Raw genomic sequence first — 15,300 nt, forward strand, 5'->3', positions numbered from 1 at the left:
CGGCAACTCGCCGCGCGCACACAGGACCTCACGGGCCGTCAGGCCACCCTCCCCCTATCCGCCACCTACCGGACAGGGTCCGGTGGGCGGCGGCATGGACAGGGAGAAACGAGCAAGGTGGCAACACCCAAGTCGCGCCCGCGCGACGGTTACCCGGGACGGGCACTGGCCTTCATCCTGGTCGTCACCGTCGGACTGGTCGCCCTCATGTTCGGGACGGGCCACACCACGCCGCGTCTCGGGATCGACCTCGCCGGTGGTACCAGCATCACGCTGACCGCCAAGTCGGATGACCCCGCCGCGATCAACAAGTCCAACATGGACACCGCGGTCAACATCATCCAGAAGCGCGTGAACGCCTTCGGTGTCTCCGAGGCCGAGGTCCAGACCCAGGGCTCGGACACCATCATCGTCAACATCCCGAACAAGGATGGTGGCAACGAGAAGGCGATCAAGGACGTCGGTCAGACCGCCAAGCTCTACTTCCGCCCGGTGCTGGCGCTCGCGCCCACCGGCTCCCTTCCGCAGCCCTCGGCCACCCCGAGCGCCTCGGGCAGCCCGTCGGCCTCCGCCTCCCCGAACGCCGGCGCCTCCGCCGGCGCGCCCTCGGCCACGCCGAGCCCGTCCGGGAGCAAGGCCGGCCGCGCCGTCACCGACGCGCTGAAGGCCGACCCGACCGCCTCCGCCTCGGCCACGCCGAACGCGTCCGGCACCCCGAGCGCCGCGCCGAGCGCGCCGAGCGCCCCGAGCGCCGCCGACCTCTCGGCCGCCCTCACCCAGGGCACCGTCCCGGCCGAGCTGCAGCAGCAGTTCGCCGCGCTGGACTGCTCCGACCCGTCCAAGCGCCTGGACTACCAGAGCGAGCCGACCAAGAACGCGGTCGCCTGCTCCTACGACGCCGAGCAGGGCATCTGGTACAAGTTCGCGCTCGGCCCGGTGGCCGTGAACGGTGACAGCATCTCCAAGGCCACCGCCGTGTACGACACCCAGCAGGGTGCCGGCTGGCAGGTCCAGCTCCAGTTCAACAGCGCCGGCTCGGACGCCTTCGCCGCGATCACCGGTCAGCTGGCCACCCAGGCCCCGCCGGCCAACCAGTTCGCCGTGGTCCTCGACGGCAAGGTGGTCTCCCACCCGTACGTCCAGCAGGCCATCCCCGGCGGCTCGGCCGTGATCTCCGGCAGCTTCACCCAGCAGGAGGCCAAGGCCCTGGCCGACGTGCTCTCCTTCGGCGCGCTGCCGCTGACCTTCCAGATGAGCGACGTCACCACGGTCTCCCCGCAGCTCGGCGGCGACCAGCTGACGGCCGGTCTGATCGCCGGCGCCATCGGCATGGTCCTCGTGGTGCTCTACTCGCTGGTCTACTACCGCGGCCTCGGCCTGGTCTCGATCGCCGGTCTGCTGGTCTCGGCCGCGCTGACCTACGCGATCATGTCGCTGCTCGGCGCGGGCATCGGCTTCGCGCTCAACCTGCCGGCCGTCTGCGGCGCCATCGTCGCGATCGGCATCACGGCGGACTCCTTCATCGTGTACTTCGAGCGCATCCGCGACGAGGTCCGCGAGGGCGCCCCGCTGCGCCCGGCCGTCCAGCGCGCCTGGCCGCGGGCCCGGCGCACCATCCTGGTCTCGGACTTCGTCTCCTTCCTCTGTGCCGCGGTGCTCTACTTCGTCTCGGTCGGCAAGGTGCAGGGCTTCGCCTTCACCCTCGGTCTGACCACCGCCCTGGACGTCGTGGTGATCTTCTTCTTCACCAAGCCGCTGATCACCCTGCTCGCCCGCACCAAGTTCTTCGCCGAGGGTCACCCCTGGTCCGGCCTGGACCCGAAGCGCCTGGGCGCCCGTCCTCCGGTGCGCGGTCGTCGCCGCACCTCCGCCACTGCCGCCAAGGAGGTCTGACGCGATGTCACGCTTCAGCAACCTCGGTCACCGTCTCTACCAGGGCGAGGTCAGCTTCGACTTCGTCGGCCGGCGCAAGCTCTGGTACAGCATCTCCGCCGTCATCGTCCTGGTGGCCGGCATCGGCCTGGCCATGGGCCTCAAGCTCGGCATCGAGTTCGAGGGCGGCTCGGTCTACACGGTCACCAAGCCGGGTCTGACGGTCTCCCAGGCCCAGTCCGCGGCCGACTCGATCCTGCACGACACCAAGGCCCTGGTGCAGTCCACCGACAAGGGCGCGGTCAAGATCCAGATCTCGGCCGAGGAGCAGATCCCGGCGGAGACCTTCATCGCCGAGCTCTCCAAGGACCTGGCCGTCCCGGCCAACGAGATCAACGCCCAGGTGATCGGCCCCAGCTGGGGCGAGGAGATCTCCAAGAAGGCGCTGCTCGGCCTGGTCATCTTCATGGTGCTGGTCACCGTGTACCTGGCCATCGCCTTCGAGTGGCGGATGGCCATCGCCGCCCTGGTCGCCCTGATCCACGACCTCCTGATCACCATCGGCGTCTACGCCCTGGTCGGCTTCGAGGTCACCCCGGGCACCGTGATCGGCTTCCTCACCATCCTCGGCTACTCGCTCTACGACACGGTCGTCGTCTTCGACACCGTGAAGGAGAACGCCAAGGGCATCACCCGGCAGAACAAGGTCACCTTCAGCGAGGCGGCCAACGCCGGTCTGAACCAGACCCTGGTCCGCTCGATCAACACCACCGTGGTGGCGCTCCTCCCGGTCGCCGCGCTGCTCTTCATCGGCGGCGGCATCCTGGGCGCCGGCACCCTGAACGACATCTCGCTGGCCCTGTTCATCGGCCTCGCGGCCGGTGCCTACTCCTCGATCTGCGTCGCGACCCCGCTCTACGCGCAGCTCAAGGAGGCCACCCCCGAGATGCGCGCGCTGGCCAAGAAGGTCGCCGCCCGCCGGGCGGCCGACGCCAAGGCCACCGCGGAGAACCCCACCGTCGAGGAGGCCGGCGAGGAGCTGTCGGCCAACGAGGGTGACGACGACTCAGCGGGTATGGTCGGACAGCGCAACCAGCCGGTCAGCAAGTCCCGCACCCGGGGACGTCCGTCCGGCAAGCACTGACGACAAGGACCCCCGTGACCTCTCCCGACCCCGCCCTGGCCGAGCTGCTCAACAGCCGGATCAAGGACGTCCCCGACTACCCCAAGCCGGGCGTGCTGTTCAAGGACATCGCGCCGCTGCTGGCCGACGCCGAGGCGTTCGGCGCCCTCACCCGGGCGCTGGCCGCCCGGGCGGCGGAGCTCGGGGCGACGAAGGTGGTCGGTCTGGAGGCACGGGGGTTCGTGCTCGCCGCCCCGGCGGCGTACGCGGCCGGGCTCGGCTTCGTGCCGATCCGCAAGAAGGGCAAGCTGCCCGGCGAGGTGTTCGCCAAGTCGTACGACCTGGAGTACGGGTCGGCCACCCTCGAGGTGCAGTGCGACGCCTTCGCGCCGGGCGAGAAGGTGCTGGTCGTCGACGACGTGCTGGCCACCGGCGGGACCATCGCGGCCTCGCTCGACCTGGTCCAGCAGGCCGGGGCCGAGCTGGCCGGCGTGGTGGTCCTGATGGAGCTGAGCTTCCTGCCGGGCCGCGAGCGGCTGGCGCCGCACCTGAACGGGGCTCCGCTCGAGACGCTCGTCACGGTCTGAGAACTGGTCATACCGGGGGCGCGGGGAACTGACATCTGCGGCTCCGCCGCGGGGCGCGACCAGCCCTCTACGGAGGTGCATGGTTGGCAGCGCAGTTCCCCGCGCCCCCAAAGGTTTAACCACTCGGTACCATGAAACCCCAACCGCACCACGAGGAGTCGTCCTTGCCCGACGAGGTTGTGCCCCCGGCGCCCGCCACGCCCAAGCCCTCGGCCACCGGCGGCATGCGGGCCCGCCTCGCCCGCCTCGGCGGTCAGCGCTCCACCGTGCTCAACCCGGTGCTGGAGCCGCTGTTCCGGACCATCCGGGCCCAGGACCCGAAGGCCGACCCGGCCCTGCTGCGCGACATCGAGCGCGCCTACGCGGTGGCGGAGAAGTGGCACCGCGGTCAGAAGCGCAAGAGCGGCGACCCGTACATCACCCACCCGCTGGCCGTGGCCACCATCCTGGCCGAACTCGGGATGGACGCGCCCACCCTGATGGCGGGTCTGCTGCACGACACCGTCGAGGACACCGACTACGGCCTCGAGACCCTGCGCCGGGACTTCGGCGACTCGGTGGCCCTGCTGGTGGACGGCGTCACCAAGCTGGACCGCGTGAAGTTCGGCGAGGCCGCGCAGGCCGAGACCGTCCGCAAGATGGTGGTCGCGATGGCCAAGGACCCCCGGGTCCTGGTGATCAAGCTGGCCGACCGGCTGCACAACATGCGGACCATGCGGTACCTCAAGCGGGAGAAGCAGGAGAAGAAGGCCCGCGAGACGCTGGAGATCTACGCCCCGCTGGCGCACCGGCTGGGCATGAACACCATCAAGTGGGAGCTGGAGGACCTCGCCTTCGCGATCCTCTACCCCAAGATGTACGACGAGATCGTGCGTCTGGTGGCCGAGCGCGCCCCCAAGCGGGACGAGTACCTGGCCACCGTGATCGACCAGGTCCAGGGCGACCTGCGGAGCGCCCGGATCACCGCGCAGGTGACGGGCCGTCCGAAGCACTACTACTCGGTCTACCAGAAGATGATCGTGCGCGGCCGCGACTTCGCCGAGATCTACGACCTGGTCGGCATCCGGGTCCTGGTGGACACCGTCCGCGACTGCTACGCGGCGCTCGGCACCATCCACGCGCGGTGGAACCCGGTCCCCGGCCGGTTCAAGGACTACATCGCGATGCCGAAGTTCAACATGTACCAGTCGCTGCACACCACGGTGATCGGTCCGGGCGGCAAGCCGGTCGAGCTGCAGATCCGCACCTTCGACATGCACCGCCGCGCGGAGTACGGCATCGCCGCGCACTGGAAGTACAAGCAGCGCGCGGTGGCCGGCGCCTCCAAGGTGCGCCACCGACACGCCGACCCAGGTCCGCAAGGACGACAAGGCCGGGGCCGTCAACGAGATGGCCTGGCTGCGGCAGCTGCTGGACTGGCAGAAGGAGACCGAGGACCCGAGCGAGTTCCTGGAGTCGCTGCGCTTCGACCTCTCCAACAACGAGACCTTCGTCTTCACCCCCAAGGGTGACGTGATAGCGCTGCCCGCCGGGGCCACCCCGGTGGACTTCGCCTTCGCGGTGCACACCGAGGTCGGCTACCGCTGCATAGGAGCACGGGTCAACGGCCGGCTGGTGCCGCTGGAGTCGACGCTGGAGAACGGCGACACCGTGGAGGTCTTCACCTCCAAGGCGGAGAACGCGGGCCCGTCCCGGGACTGGCTGGGCTTCGTCAAGTCGCCGCGCGCCCGGAACAAGATCAAGGCCTGGTTCTCCAAGGAACGCCGTGAGGAGGCGATCGAGCAGGGCAGGAGGCGATCGTCCGGGCGATGCGCAAGCAGGGCCTGCCGATCCAGCGGATCCTGACCGGCGACTCGCTGGTCACCCTGGCGCACGAGATGCGCTACCCGGACATCTCCTCGTTCTACGCGGCGATCGGCGAGGGCCACGTCGCGGCGCAGAACATCGTCCAGAAGCTGGTTCAGGCGCTCGGCGGCGAGGAGGGCGCGACCGACGACCTGGCCGAGACCGCCACCCCGACGGCCCATCAGAACCGGGCCACCCGGCGCCGGGCCAAGGGTGACCCCGGGGTCATCGTCAAGGGCGTGGACGACGTCTGGGTCAAGCTGTCCCGCTGCTGCACGCCGGTGCCGGGCGACCCGATCGTCGGCTTCGTCACCCGGGGCAACGGCGTCTCGGTGCACCGGGCGGACTGCGTCAACGTCGAGGCGCTCTCCCAGCAGCCGGAGCGGATGATCGAGGTCGAGTGGGCCGCGACCCAGTCCTCGGTCTTCCTGGTGGCCATCCAGGTGGAGGCGCTGGACCGCTCCCGCCTGCTCTCGGACGTCACCCGGGTGCTCTCCGACCAGCACGTCAACATCCTGTCGGCGGCGGTGCAGACCTCCCGGGACCGGGTGGCGATGAGCCGCTTCACCTTCGAGATGGGCGACCCGAAGCACCTCGGGCACGTGCTCAAGGCGGTCCGCGGGGTCGAGGGCGTGTACGACGTCTACCGGGTCACCTCGGCCCGCCGGTAGGCACCGGAACGACGGAAGGGCCCCACCGCCGAGGCGGTGGGGCCCTTCTGACGTGCGGTCGGCGGAGGATCAGCCGCTGAACTCCTCCAGGCTCTTCTGGGCCTGGTCGAGCAGGGCCTGACGGCCCGCCAGCTCGTTCTCCAGCTTGGCGACCTTGGACGCGTTCCCGGCGGCGCGGGCCTTGTCCAGGTCGGCCTGCAGCTTGTCCACGGCGGCCTGGAGCAGGGCGGTCATGCCGGTGGCACGGGCCTTGGCCTCCGGGTTGGAGCGCTGCCACTCGGCGTCCTCGGCCTCGCGGACCGCCCGCTCGACCGTGTTCAGCCGGGCGTCCAGGCGGGGCTTGGCGTCGCGCGGGACGTGGCCGATGGCCTCCCAGCGCTCGGAGACCTCGCGCAGCGCGGCCTTGGCGGCCTTGAGGTCGGTGACCGGCAGGATCGCCTCGGCCTCGACCAGCAGGGCCTCCTTGAGCTTCTGGTTCTCGCCCTGCTCGGCGTCACGCTCGCTGAAGACCGAGGAGCGCGCCTGGAAGAACACGTCCTGGGCGCCCCGGAAGCGTGCCCACAGCTCCTCCTCCGCGTCCCGCTGGGCGCGGCCGGCGGCCTTCCAACGGGCCATCAGGTCCCGGTAGGCGGCGGCGGTGTCGCCCCACTCGGTCGAGCTGGAGAGCGCCTCGGCCTCGGCCACCAGGCGCTCCTTGACCGCCTTGGCCTGGTCGCGCTCGGCGTCCAGGGTGGCGAAGTGCGCCTTGCGGTGCTTGGAGAAGACCGAGCGGGCGTGCGAGAAGCGGTGCCACAGCTCGTCGTCGCTCTTGCGGTCCAGCCGGGGCAGCGCCTTCCAGTTGTCCACCAGCGCGCGCAGCCGGTCCCCGGCCTCGCGCCACTGGGTGGACTCGGCCAGCTGCTCGGCCTCGGCGACCAGCTTCTCCTTGGCCGCGCGGGTCTCCTCCTGGGCCTTGGCCCGGGCCGCCTTGCGCTCGGTCTGGCGGGTCTCGACCTCACCGGCCAGGGTCTCCAGGCGCTGGGCGAGCGCGGCCAGGTCGCCGACCGCGTGCGCCTCGGTGACCTGCTCGCGCAGGTGGTCGAGGGCGGTCTGGGCGTCCTTGGCGGCCAGGTCGGTCTTGCGGACCCGGTGCTCCAGCAGCCCGATCTCGGCCGACAGGCCCTGGTACTTGCGCTCGAAGTAGGCGAGGGCCTCCTCGGGGGAGCCCGCCTGCCAGGAGCCGACGACGCGCTCGCCATCGGCGGTCCTGACGTAGACGGTCCCCTGCTCGTCGACACGGCCCCACGGGTCGCTGCTCACAGCGCGCCTCCTCCACATGACGCCGCACCCCTTCCGGGGGCGGTACGTCGTCCACAGTTGATGTGCGGCGGACCGATGGAGTCCGCCGTCCGGGCCGTCGGGGTTCGGTGCCGAGGGTGACGGCCGACGGTCAGGGCACCCTATACAAGAAGCAAGATAGGCGACCAGCACCGGCGTTGTCCGTAATCCGGGCCGGGCGGATCGTCACGGCGCCGCGCCCGGTGGCCGGGCGCGGCGCCGTCGGGGCTCAGGACTTGGTGGTGGTCACCGCGTTGAGCACCACGTTGGCATTGGGGGCGCCGTCGCCCCCACCGCCCTTCACACCGCCGGCGGCGATGTTGGTGAGCACGTCCAGACCGCCGGTGATCTTGCCGAACGGCGTGTAGTTCGGGGGCAGTTGGGTGTCCTTGTAGACCAGGAAGAACTGGCTGCCGTTGGTGCCCGGGCCCGCGTTGGCCATCGCCAGGGTGCCGGCCGGGTAGGTGGCGCCGGTGAGGTTCTCGTCCGGGAACTGGTAGCCCGGGCCGCCGGAGCCGGTGCCGGTCGGGTCACCGCACTGGAGCACGTAGATGCCCTCGGTGGTGAGGCGGTGGCACTTCACGTGGTCGAAGTACTGCTCGCCCGCCAGGAAGGCGAAGGAGTTGACCGTCTTGGGGGCCTTGGCGGCGTCCAGGGAGACCGTCACGTCGCCGCAGCTGGTCTTCAGCACGGCGGTGTAGGCGGCCTTGGCGTCCAGCGACATGGCCGGCTCGGTCTTCCACTGCTTGCCGTTGGGCTTGCCCTCGGCCGGGGCGGTGCAGCCCTTGACGTCCACCGGGGTGGGCGCGGGAGCGGTCGGCGCGGCCTGCGCCGAGGGCTCCTTCTTCGGGTCCGAGTCGAAGAGGCCGCCGGCCCAGGCGCCGCCGGCGGCGATCAGCACGACGGCCAGCGAGCCGCCGACGATCGCGTTGCGCTGACGGGCCTTCTTCTGGGCCTCGGCCCGGCGCTCCGCCTGGCGCTCGTACTTCTCGCGGGCGAGCTGCCGCCGCCGCTGTTCGCTGGTGACCACCGGGCGTGTCTCCTGAGGAATGGACGTCTTGGTCGGTATCTAGGGACGGATCATCGCACCCGTCGGCGGCCAAGTGTAGGGACCTCGTGTGTAAGTACGAGATCAGCCGTGCGGGCCGACAGGTCACGATTGCGTCGACAACCGGTTAGGAACCCGTGCGGTGGCGCCGGTAGGCTGCGGGATGACTCGTAATGGTCCGTTACCCGATGGAGAGGAAACACGTTGTTCGTCGCCGGATTTCCCGCCGGAGCCTGGGGCACCAATTGCTACCTGGTCGCACCGGCAGCCGGTGAGGAGTGCGTGATCGTCGACCCCGGGCACGAGGCCGCCCAGGGCGTCGAGGACCTGATCCGGGAGCACCGGCTGAAGCCCGTCGCCGTGCTGCTCACCCACGGACACATCGACCACATCGCCTCGGTGGTGCCGGTCTGCGGCGCGCGGAACGTGCCCGCCTGGATCCACCCCGAGGACCGCTACATGATGACCGACCCGGCACGCGGCCTCGGCCGTGCGCTCGGGCAGCAGATCATGGGCTCGATCACGGTCGGCGAGCCGGACGACGTGCGGGAGTTGACCGACGGCGCGGTCCTGGACCTGGCCGGCCTCCAGCTGACGGTGGATCACGCCCCCGGCCATACCAAGGGGTCGGTGACCTTCCGGACGCCCTCGAGCGAAGACATCCCACCGGTGCTCTTCTCGGGTGACCTGCTGTTCGCCGGCTCGGTAGGGCGTACCGACCTCCCGGGGGGAGACGGCGAGGCGATCCTGCGCTCGCTGGCCCGGGTGTGCCTGCCCCTCGACGACTCCACCGTGGTCCTCTCCGGCCACGGCGGCCAGACCACCATCGGCCGCGAGCGCGCGACCAACCCCTACCTCAGGCAGGCGGCGGGAGCGCACGGCGCTCCGGCCTTCCCGCGACGAGGAATGTGACGGAAGAGAAGTTGAGCACCTTCACCGCCCCCAAGGGCACCTACGACCTGCTGCCGGGCACCAACTCCGCCGAGTTCCTGGCCGTCCGCGACCAGCTGAGCGCCCCGCTGCGCCGGGCCGGGTACGGCTACATCGAGACCCCGGTCTTCGAGGACATCAAGCTCTTCTCCCGCGGCGTCGGCGAGTCCACCGACATCGTCACCAAGGAGATGTACACCCTCACCACCAAGGGCGGCGACGAGCTCGGTCTGCGCCCCGAGGGCACCGCCTCCGTGGTCCGCGCGGCCCTCCAGGCCAACCTGCACAAGCAGGGCAACCTGCCGGTGAAGCTCTGGTACTCGGGCAACTTCTACCGCTACGAGCGGGCCCAGAAGGGCCGCTACCGCCAGTTCTCGCAGATCGGCGCCGAGGCGATCGGGGCCGAGGACCCGGCGCTGGACGCCGAGTTGATGATCCTGGCGGACGACGCCTTCAAGGCGCTCGGCCTGCGGAACTACAAGCTGCTGGTCAACTCGCTGGGCGACAGGCAGTGCCGCCCGGTCTACCGCGCCGCGCTGGTCGACTTCCTCTCCGGGCTCGACCTGGACGAGGAGACCCGCCGCCGCGCCGAGATCAACCCGCTCCGGGTGCTCGACGACAAGCGCGAGTCGGTGCAGGCCCAGCTCACCGACGCGCCGATGCTCCGCGACTACCTCTGCGAGGACTGCAAGTCCTACGACGAGCAGGTCCGCGCGCTGCTGACCGCCGCCGGGGTGGCGTACGAGCAGGACCCCAAGCTGGTCCGCGGCCTGGACTACTACACCCGCACCACCTTCGAGTTCGTGCACTTCGGCCTCGGGGCGCAGTCCGCGATCGGCGGCGGCGGGCGTTATGACGGCCTGTCGGAGATGCTCGGCGGTCCGGCCCTGCCCTCGGTCGGCTGGGGCCTGGGCGTGGACCGCACCTACCTGGCGCTGGAGGCGGAGGGCGTGACCCTCGACCTGCCGGTCACCACCGAGGTGTACGCCGTGGCGCTCGGCGAGGAGGCCAAGGCCGTGCTGTTCGGCAAGGTCACCGAGCTGCGCCGGGCCGGCATCGCCACCGACCTCGCCTTCGGCGTCAAGAGCATCAAGAACGCCATGAAGTCCGCCGACCGTAGCGGCGCCCGCTTCGCCCTGGTCGCCGGGGACCGCGATCTCGCCGAGGGCGTCGTCCAGTTGAAGGACATGACCTCCGGCGAGCAGAGCCCCGTCGCCCTCGAAGCACTCGTCACCACCCTGAAGGAGAAGCAGCTGTGATCCGCACGCACGACGCGGGCACGCTCCGCGCGGAGCACGCCGGCACCACCGTCACCCTGGCCGGCTGGGTCGCCCGCCGCCGCGACCACGGCGGCGTCGCCTTCATCGACCTCCGGGACGCCTCCGGCACCGTGCAGATCGTCGCCCGTGACCTGGAGGCCATCGGCGACCTGCGCTCCGAGTACTGCGTCAAGGTCGTCGGCGAGGTCCGGGTCCGCCCCGAGGGCAACGAGAACCCGGAGATCCCGACCGGCAAGATCGAGGTCGTGGTGGGCGCGCTGGAGGTCCTCTCCGAGGCCGCCGCGCTGCCCTTCCAGGTCGCCGAGTACGAGCCGGGCACGGTCAACGAGGAGGTCCGCCTCCGGTACCGCTACCTGGACCTGCGCCGCGAGGGCCCGGCCCGCGCGCTGCGGCTGCGCTCGAAGGTCAACCACATCATCCGCACGGTGATGGAGGAGAACGACTTCCTCGACATCGAGACCCCGTACCTCACCCGCTCCACCCCCGAGGGCGCCCGCGACTTCCTGGTGCCCGTCCGCCTGCAGCCGGGCCACTGGTACGCCCTGCCGCAGTCGCCGCAGCTGTTCAAGCAGCTGCTGATGGTGGCCGGCATGGAGCGGTACTACCAGATCGCCCGCTGCTTCCGCGACGAGGACTTCCGCGCCGACCGGCAGCCGGAGTTCACCCAGCTGGACATCGAGGCCTCGTTCGTCGACCAGGAGGACATCCTGGCCCTCGGCGAGAAGGTCGTCTCCCGGATCTGGTCCGAGGTCCACGGCTACGAGCTGCCCAGCCCGCTGCCCCGGATGACCTACGCCGACGCGATGAACCGCTACGGCTCGGACAAGCCGGACGTGCGCTTCGGCCAGGAGCTCACCGACCTCACCGAGTACTTCGCGGGCACCGAGTTCCGGGTCTTCCAGGCCCCGTACGTCGGCGCCGTGGTGATGCCCGGTGGCGCCTCACAGCCGCGCAAGCAGCTGGACGCCTGGCAGGACTGGGCCAAGGCGCGCGGCGCCCGCGGCCTGGCCTACGTGCTGGTGGACGCCGAGACCGGCGAGCTGCGCGGCCCGGTGGCCAAGAACCTCTCCGAGGAGCACCTGGCCGGCCTGGCCGCCGCGGCCGGCGCCAAGCCGGGCGACGCGGTGTTCTTCGCGGCCGGCAAGAAGACCGCCTCGCAGGAGCTGCTCGGCGCCGCCCGTCTGGAGATCGGCCGCCGCTGCGAGCTCATCGACGAGTCGCAGTGGGCCTTCCTCTGGGTGGTCGACTTCCCGATGTTCGAGCCGATCGAGGACGACAAGGGCGAGTTCCAGGGCTGGCACGCGGTGCACCACCCCTTCACCGCCCCGACCGCCGAGTCGCTGGCCACCTTCGACACCGACCCGGGCTCGGCGCTCTCCAACGCCTACGACCTGGTGCTCAACGGCTCGGAGCTGGGCGGCGGTTCGATCCGTATCCACCAGCGGGACGTGCAGAAGCGGGCGTTCGACGCGATCGGCCTCAGCGAGGAGGAGGCCCAGTCGCAGTTCGGCTTCCTGCTGGACGCCTTCAACTACGGCCCGCCGCCGCACGGTGGCGTCGCCTTCGGCCTGGACCGCATCGTCACCCTCCTCGGCGGGTACGACACCATCCGTGACGTCATCGCGTTCCCGAAGACCTCGACCGGCGGCGACCCGCTGACCGGCGCCCCGACCCCGATCACCCCGGCCCAGCGCCGGGAGGCCGGTGTCGACGCCAAGCCGAAGTCGGAGACGGCCGCGGCCGCCAAGTCGGAGGCCCCGAAGGAGTCCTGACGAGGCTTCAGTAACATCGTGGCCCCGGTGGATGCGACTCGTCGCAACTGCCGGGGCCGCTCCGTCGTCCACAATGGCGTGGAAGGAACACCGATGACCGTCAGCACCAGAGTCGAGCTCCCCGAGGACGCGCCCGCGACCAGACGGGTGCACATGGCCGCGTTCCCCGGCCCGGACGAGGCCGACCTGGTCGACGCGCTGCGCCGCGACCACGCCTGGCTGCCGGAGCTCTCGGTGGTCGCGGTGGACGAGCGGGACCTGGTGGTCGGCCACGCCCTGCTGACCCGGCTGGAGGTCGGCGGCGGTGAGGCACTGGCGCTCGCCCCGGTGGCGGTCGCGCCCGAGTGGCAGCGGCAGGGGGTCGGGCAGCTGCTGGTGCGGGCCGTGCTGGAGGCCGCGGCGGCGGCGGGCGAGCAGCTGGTCGTGGTGCTCGGGGATCCGTCCTACTACGGGCAGTTCGGCTTCACGCCGGCCGCCGAGCACGCGGTGACCGGGCCCTTCGAGGTGCCCGCCGAGTACTTCCAGGCGCTCCGCCTGCCGGGGGCCAACGGCTCCACGCCGAGCGGGCACTGCCGCTACCCGGAGCCGTTCGGCTCGTTCTGAGCGTGAGTAGGCCTCGACGGGAGGCGGCCAGACCGAGGGCCGCTTCCGGCAGGACGAGCGCCAGCAGCAGGAGCAGCGGTGCCGTCCAGCCGCCGGTGGCGGTGTGCAGCAGACCCACCGTCAGCGGGCCGAGGGCGGCCAGCCCGTAGCCCGCCGTCTGGGCCAGTCCGGAGAGCCGGGCGGCGGTGGCCGGGTCCGGGGTGCGCAGGCCCAGCAGGGTGACGGATAGCGGGAACCCGATGCCGTTGGCCACCCCGAGCAGCACCACCCAGAGCCAGGCCGCCTGCGGTGCCAGCAGCAGCCCGGCCAGTCCGAGGGCGGTGGCGGCGGAGACGGCAGCGGCCAGCGGGCGTTGGTCCGGCAGCCGGGCGGCGAGCACCGGAGCGGCGAACCCCAGCGGGATGCCGACCAGCAGGAAGACCGAGAGCATCGCCCCGGCCTCGGCGGCGCCGTGCCCCTGATCCCGCATCAGGGTGGGGAGCCAGGCGGTCAGGACGTAGAACATCAGCGAGACCAGCCCGAGGAAGCCGGCGACGGCCAGGGCGAGCGGCTCGCGCAGCAGGGCAGCGCCCCGGGGGCGCGAGGAACCGCGCGCTGCGGAAGAACACGACCCGCGTGCCGGGTACGGAGATTCACGTGCAGGTGAGCGCCCGTACCCGGCAGACAGGTCCGAGCCCTCCGCAGCGCGCGGTTCCCCGCGCCCCCGAGGCGGCCCGGCTGCCTCGTGCCCCCGCCTCCAGAGCAGGGCGGCCGCGAGGGACGGCACGGCCCAGAGGGCGAGGGCCGCGTGCGGGCCGGTGGTGCGGGCCAGGGGGACGGCCAGCGCGGCGGCGAGGGCGGCGGTGCCGGACATCGCGGCCATGGCCAGGCCGGTGGCGGGGCCGGTCCGGCCGGGGAACCGCTGCTTGACCACGGCGGGGAGCAGGACGTTGCCGACCGCGATGCCCGCGCCCGCCAGGGCGGTGCCGGCGAACAGGGCGGCGGTGGCGGGGAGGCCCCGGAGGAGTTGACCCGCCGTCAGCAGCGCCAGGGCGGCGGCCACCGTCGCGGAGCTGCCGAGGCGGCGGGCGAGCGGCGCGGCGAACGGGGGCGACCAGGGCCAGGCAGAGCACGGGCAGGGTGGTGAGGGCGCTCGCGGCGGCCCCGCCGAGGCCGAGGGCCGGCAGAAGCGGGGGGAGTGCGGTGAAGGCGGCCCGCAGGTCGGCGGCCAGCAGGACCAGCCCGACGGCCGCCCGCCGACTCACGCGGCCCGGCCCCGGTAGGGGCAGGAGAGCTGCTCCAGGATGGTCTCCGAGAGCAGGTCCTCCTGGCCCTTGAGGGCGTCGGCCACCTCCTGGTCGACCGGGAAGACCAGTTCGGCGGCGACGTTGTCCTGGACGATCCGGGCCAGGTTGTCCAGCGCGGTGGCCACCGGGTCGGCCGGGAGCTGGGCGGTGGTGATGTCGAGCAGGTGGTCGTCGGCCCGGGCCGGGTCGAGGAAGCGCCGGATGACGATGCTGTTCTGGTTGAGCACGGCGGTGGTCCAGATCGAGAGCACCACCACGTAGAGGTCCGGCCACTCCCGCTCGCCGACCCGCTGCCGCCAGCGCCGCATCAGGCGGCCGACCCCGGCGATCTGGGCCCGGGCGGCGTGCGCCATGTTGGTGCGGATGTCGGCGTACACGGAGCCGGTGAACTCGGTGAAGGACTCGACGGTGAAGCCGCCCCGGGCCGTGGAGGTCTCCGCGAACTCCACGGCCGCGTCCAGGATCCGCCGCGAGGAGGCCTCCAACTCCTGCGGCAGCCGCGCCGCTTCGAGGAGGCGGCGGGCCGTGCCGAGCGTCCCGGCGAACTCCCGCAGCGGCCCGGCCCAGCCGGCCGCCCCGGTCGGTCCGCTCAGGTACGGGGCGAGGACGGAGAAGACGCCGAGCGGGACGTGCGCGATGGACTTGGCGAGTTCGAACTCCTCGGCCACCGGGTGCAGGCTCTCCCGCTCGCCCCGGTGGATCAGGGTGTAGCGGCCGCCCCGGGAGTCGTTCTCCACCACGATCACCGGGCCGAGGTGCGGGGTGAGGTCGGCCTTCAGGGTCGCGTAGGCGCTGCGCATCCCGGCGTTGACGGCCAACAGCGAGTCGCGGGCCCGCCGGGTGGGGTCGGAGCGGAAGGCGACCAGGTCCAGGTCGTGCGGGTCCACGTCCTGGCCGTGGTCGTTCCGGGTGGGCGGGGCGGTGGCCATGGTGATCCTCCGTCAGGGTCGGATGCACCCACCCTGG

The 15,300-nt window shown here is 71.6% G+C and carries 10 protein-coding genes and 2 pseudogenes; 8 read left to right on the top strand and 4 right to left on the bottom strand.

Annotated elements, in window-relative coordinates; genetic code table 11:
* Positions 1 to 117: 117 nt before the first annotated feature.
* The 4 genes and pseudogenes from secD to ABD946_RS00840 all read left to right on the top strand — a co-directional run bounded on the left by secD (position 118) and on the right by ABD946_RS00840 (position 6,098).
* Positions 118 to 1,893: a protein translocase subunit SecD gene (gene secD / locus ABD946_RS00825; RefSeq protein WP_380150340.1), complete on the top strand. Its 1,776-nt coding sequence runs from the start codon at positions 118 to 120 to the stop codon at positions 1,891 to 1,893.
* A gap of 4 nt (positions 1,894 to 1,897) precedes the next feature.
* Positions 1,898 to 3,016 carry a protein translocase subunit SecF gene (gene secF, locus ABD946_RS00830; RefSeq protein WP_345278998.1) on the top strand — a complete coding sequence of 373 codons (1,119 nt, stop codon included), beginning with the start codon at positions 1,898 to 1,900 and terminating at the stop codon, positions 3,014 to 3,016.
* A 14-nt stretch (positions 3,017 to 3,030) separates the two neighbouring features.
* Entirely contained in the window at positions 3,031 to 3,582 is a 552-nt protein-coding gene (locus ABD946_RS00835; protein ID WP_345279000.1) for an adenine phosphoribosyltransferase, read from the top strand.
* A gap of 224 nt (positions 3,583 to 3,806) precedes the next feature.
* A pseudogene (locus ABD946_RS00840) lies at positions 3,807 to 6,098 on the top strand (RelA/SpoT family protein).
* Between the two features lie 69 nt (positions 6,099 to 6,167).
* Here ABD946_RS00840 and ABD946_RS00845 read toward each other — a convergent pair.
* Together ABD946_RS00845 and ABD946_RS00850 are read right to left on the bottom strand one after the other, a co-directional pair.
* The gene (locus ABD946_RS00845) at positions 6,168 to 7,397 is read right to left on the bottom strand and encodes a DUF349 domain-containing protein (protein WP_345279002.1); all 1,230 of its coding nucleotides are present in this window, start codon (positions 7,395 to 7,397) and stop codon (positions 6,168 to 6,170) included.
* Positions 7,398 to 7,644: 247 nt separating this feature from the next.
* A complete protein-coding gene (locus ABD946_RS00850; protein ID WP_345279004.1) occupies positions 7,645 to 8,445 on the bottom strand; it encodes a peptidylprolyl isomerase in 801 nt (266 codons plus the stop codon).
* A 222-nt stretch (positions 8,446 to 8,667) separates the two neighbouring features.
* Here ABD946_RS00850 and ABD946_RS00855 point away from each other — a divergent pair, with 222 nt between their 5' ends.
* The 4 genes from ABD946_RS00855 to ABD946_RS00870 all read left to right on the top strand — a co-directional run bounded on the left by ABD946_RS00855 (position 8,668) and on the right by ABD946_RS00870 (position 13,048).
* Positions 8,668 to 9,375 carry an MBL fold metallo-hydrolase gene (locus ABD946_RS00855; protein ID WP_345279006.1) on the top strand — a complete coding sequence of 236 codons (708 nt, stop codon included), beginning with the start codon at positions 8,668 to 8,670 and terminating at the stop codon, positions 9,373 to 9,375.
* A gap of 11 nt (positions 9,376 to 9,386) precedes the next feature.
* Positions 9,387 to 10,652, top strand: coding sequence for a histidine--tRNA ligase (gene hisS / locus ABD946_RS00860; RefSeq protein ID WP_345279008.1), 1,266 nt, complete (start codon positions 9,387 to 9,389; stop codon positions 10,650 to 10,652).
* Positions 10,649 to 12,445: an aspartate--tRNA ligase gene (gene aspS / locus ABD946_RS00865; protein WP_345279010.1), complete on the top strand. Its 1,797-nt coding sequence runs from the start codon at positions 10,649 to 10,651 to the stop codon at positions 12,443 to 12,445. The genes hisS and aspS overlap by 4 nt, the downstream gene beginning before the upstream one ends.
* Before the next feature lie 93 nt (positions 12,446 to 12,538).
* Positions 12,539 to 13,048, top strand: a complete 510-nt coding sequence (locus ABD946_RS00870; RefSeq protein ID WP_345279012.1) for a GNAT family N-acetyltransferase — start codon at positions 12,539 to 12,541, stop codon at positions 13,046 to 13,048.
* A gap of 184 nt (positions 13,049 to 13,232) precedes the next feature.
* On the opposite strand, the pseudogene ABD946_RS00875 reads toward ABD946_RS00870, so the two are convergent.
* Positions 13,233 to 14,090, bottom strand: a pseudogene (locus ABD946_RS00875) (MFS transporter); the annotation flags it as partial.
* 198 nt (positions 14,091 to 14,288) lie between these two features.
* Complete coding sequence (locus tag ABD946_RS00880; RefSeq protein ID WP_345279014.1) at positions 14,289 to 15,263, bottom strand: hypothetical protein; 975 nt, start codon at positions 15,261 to 15,263, stop codon at positions 14,289 to 14,291.
* Between the last annotated feature and the right edge of the window lie 37 nt (positions 15,264 to 15,300).

The sequence above is a fragment of the Kitasatospora albolonga genome (assembly GCF_039535905.1).
Classification (GTDB): Bacteria; Actinomycetota; Actinomycetes; order Streptomycetales; family Streptomycetaceae; genus Kitasatospora; species Kitasatospora albolonga.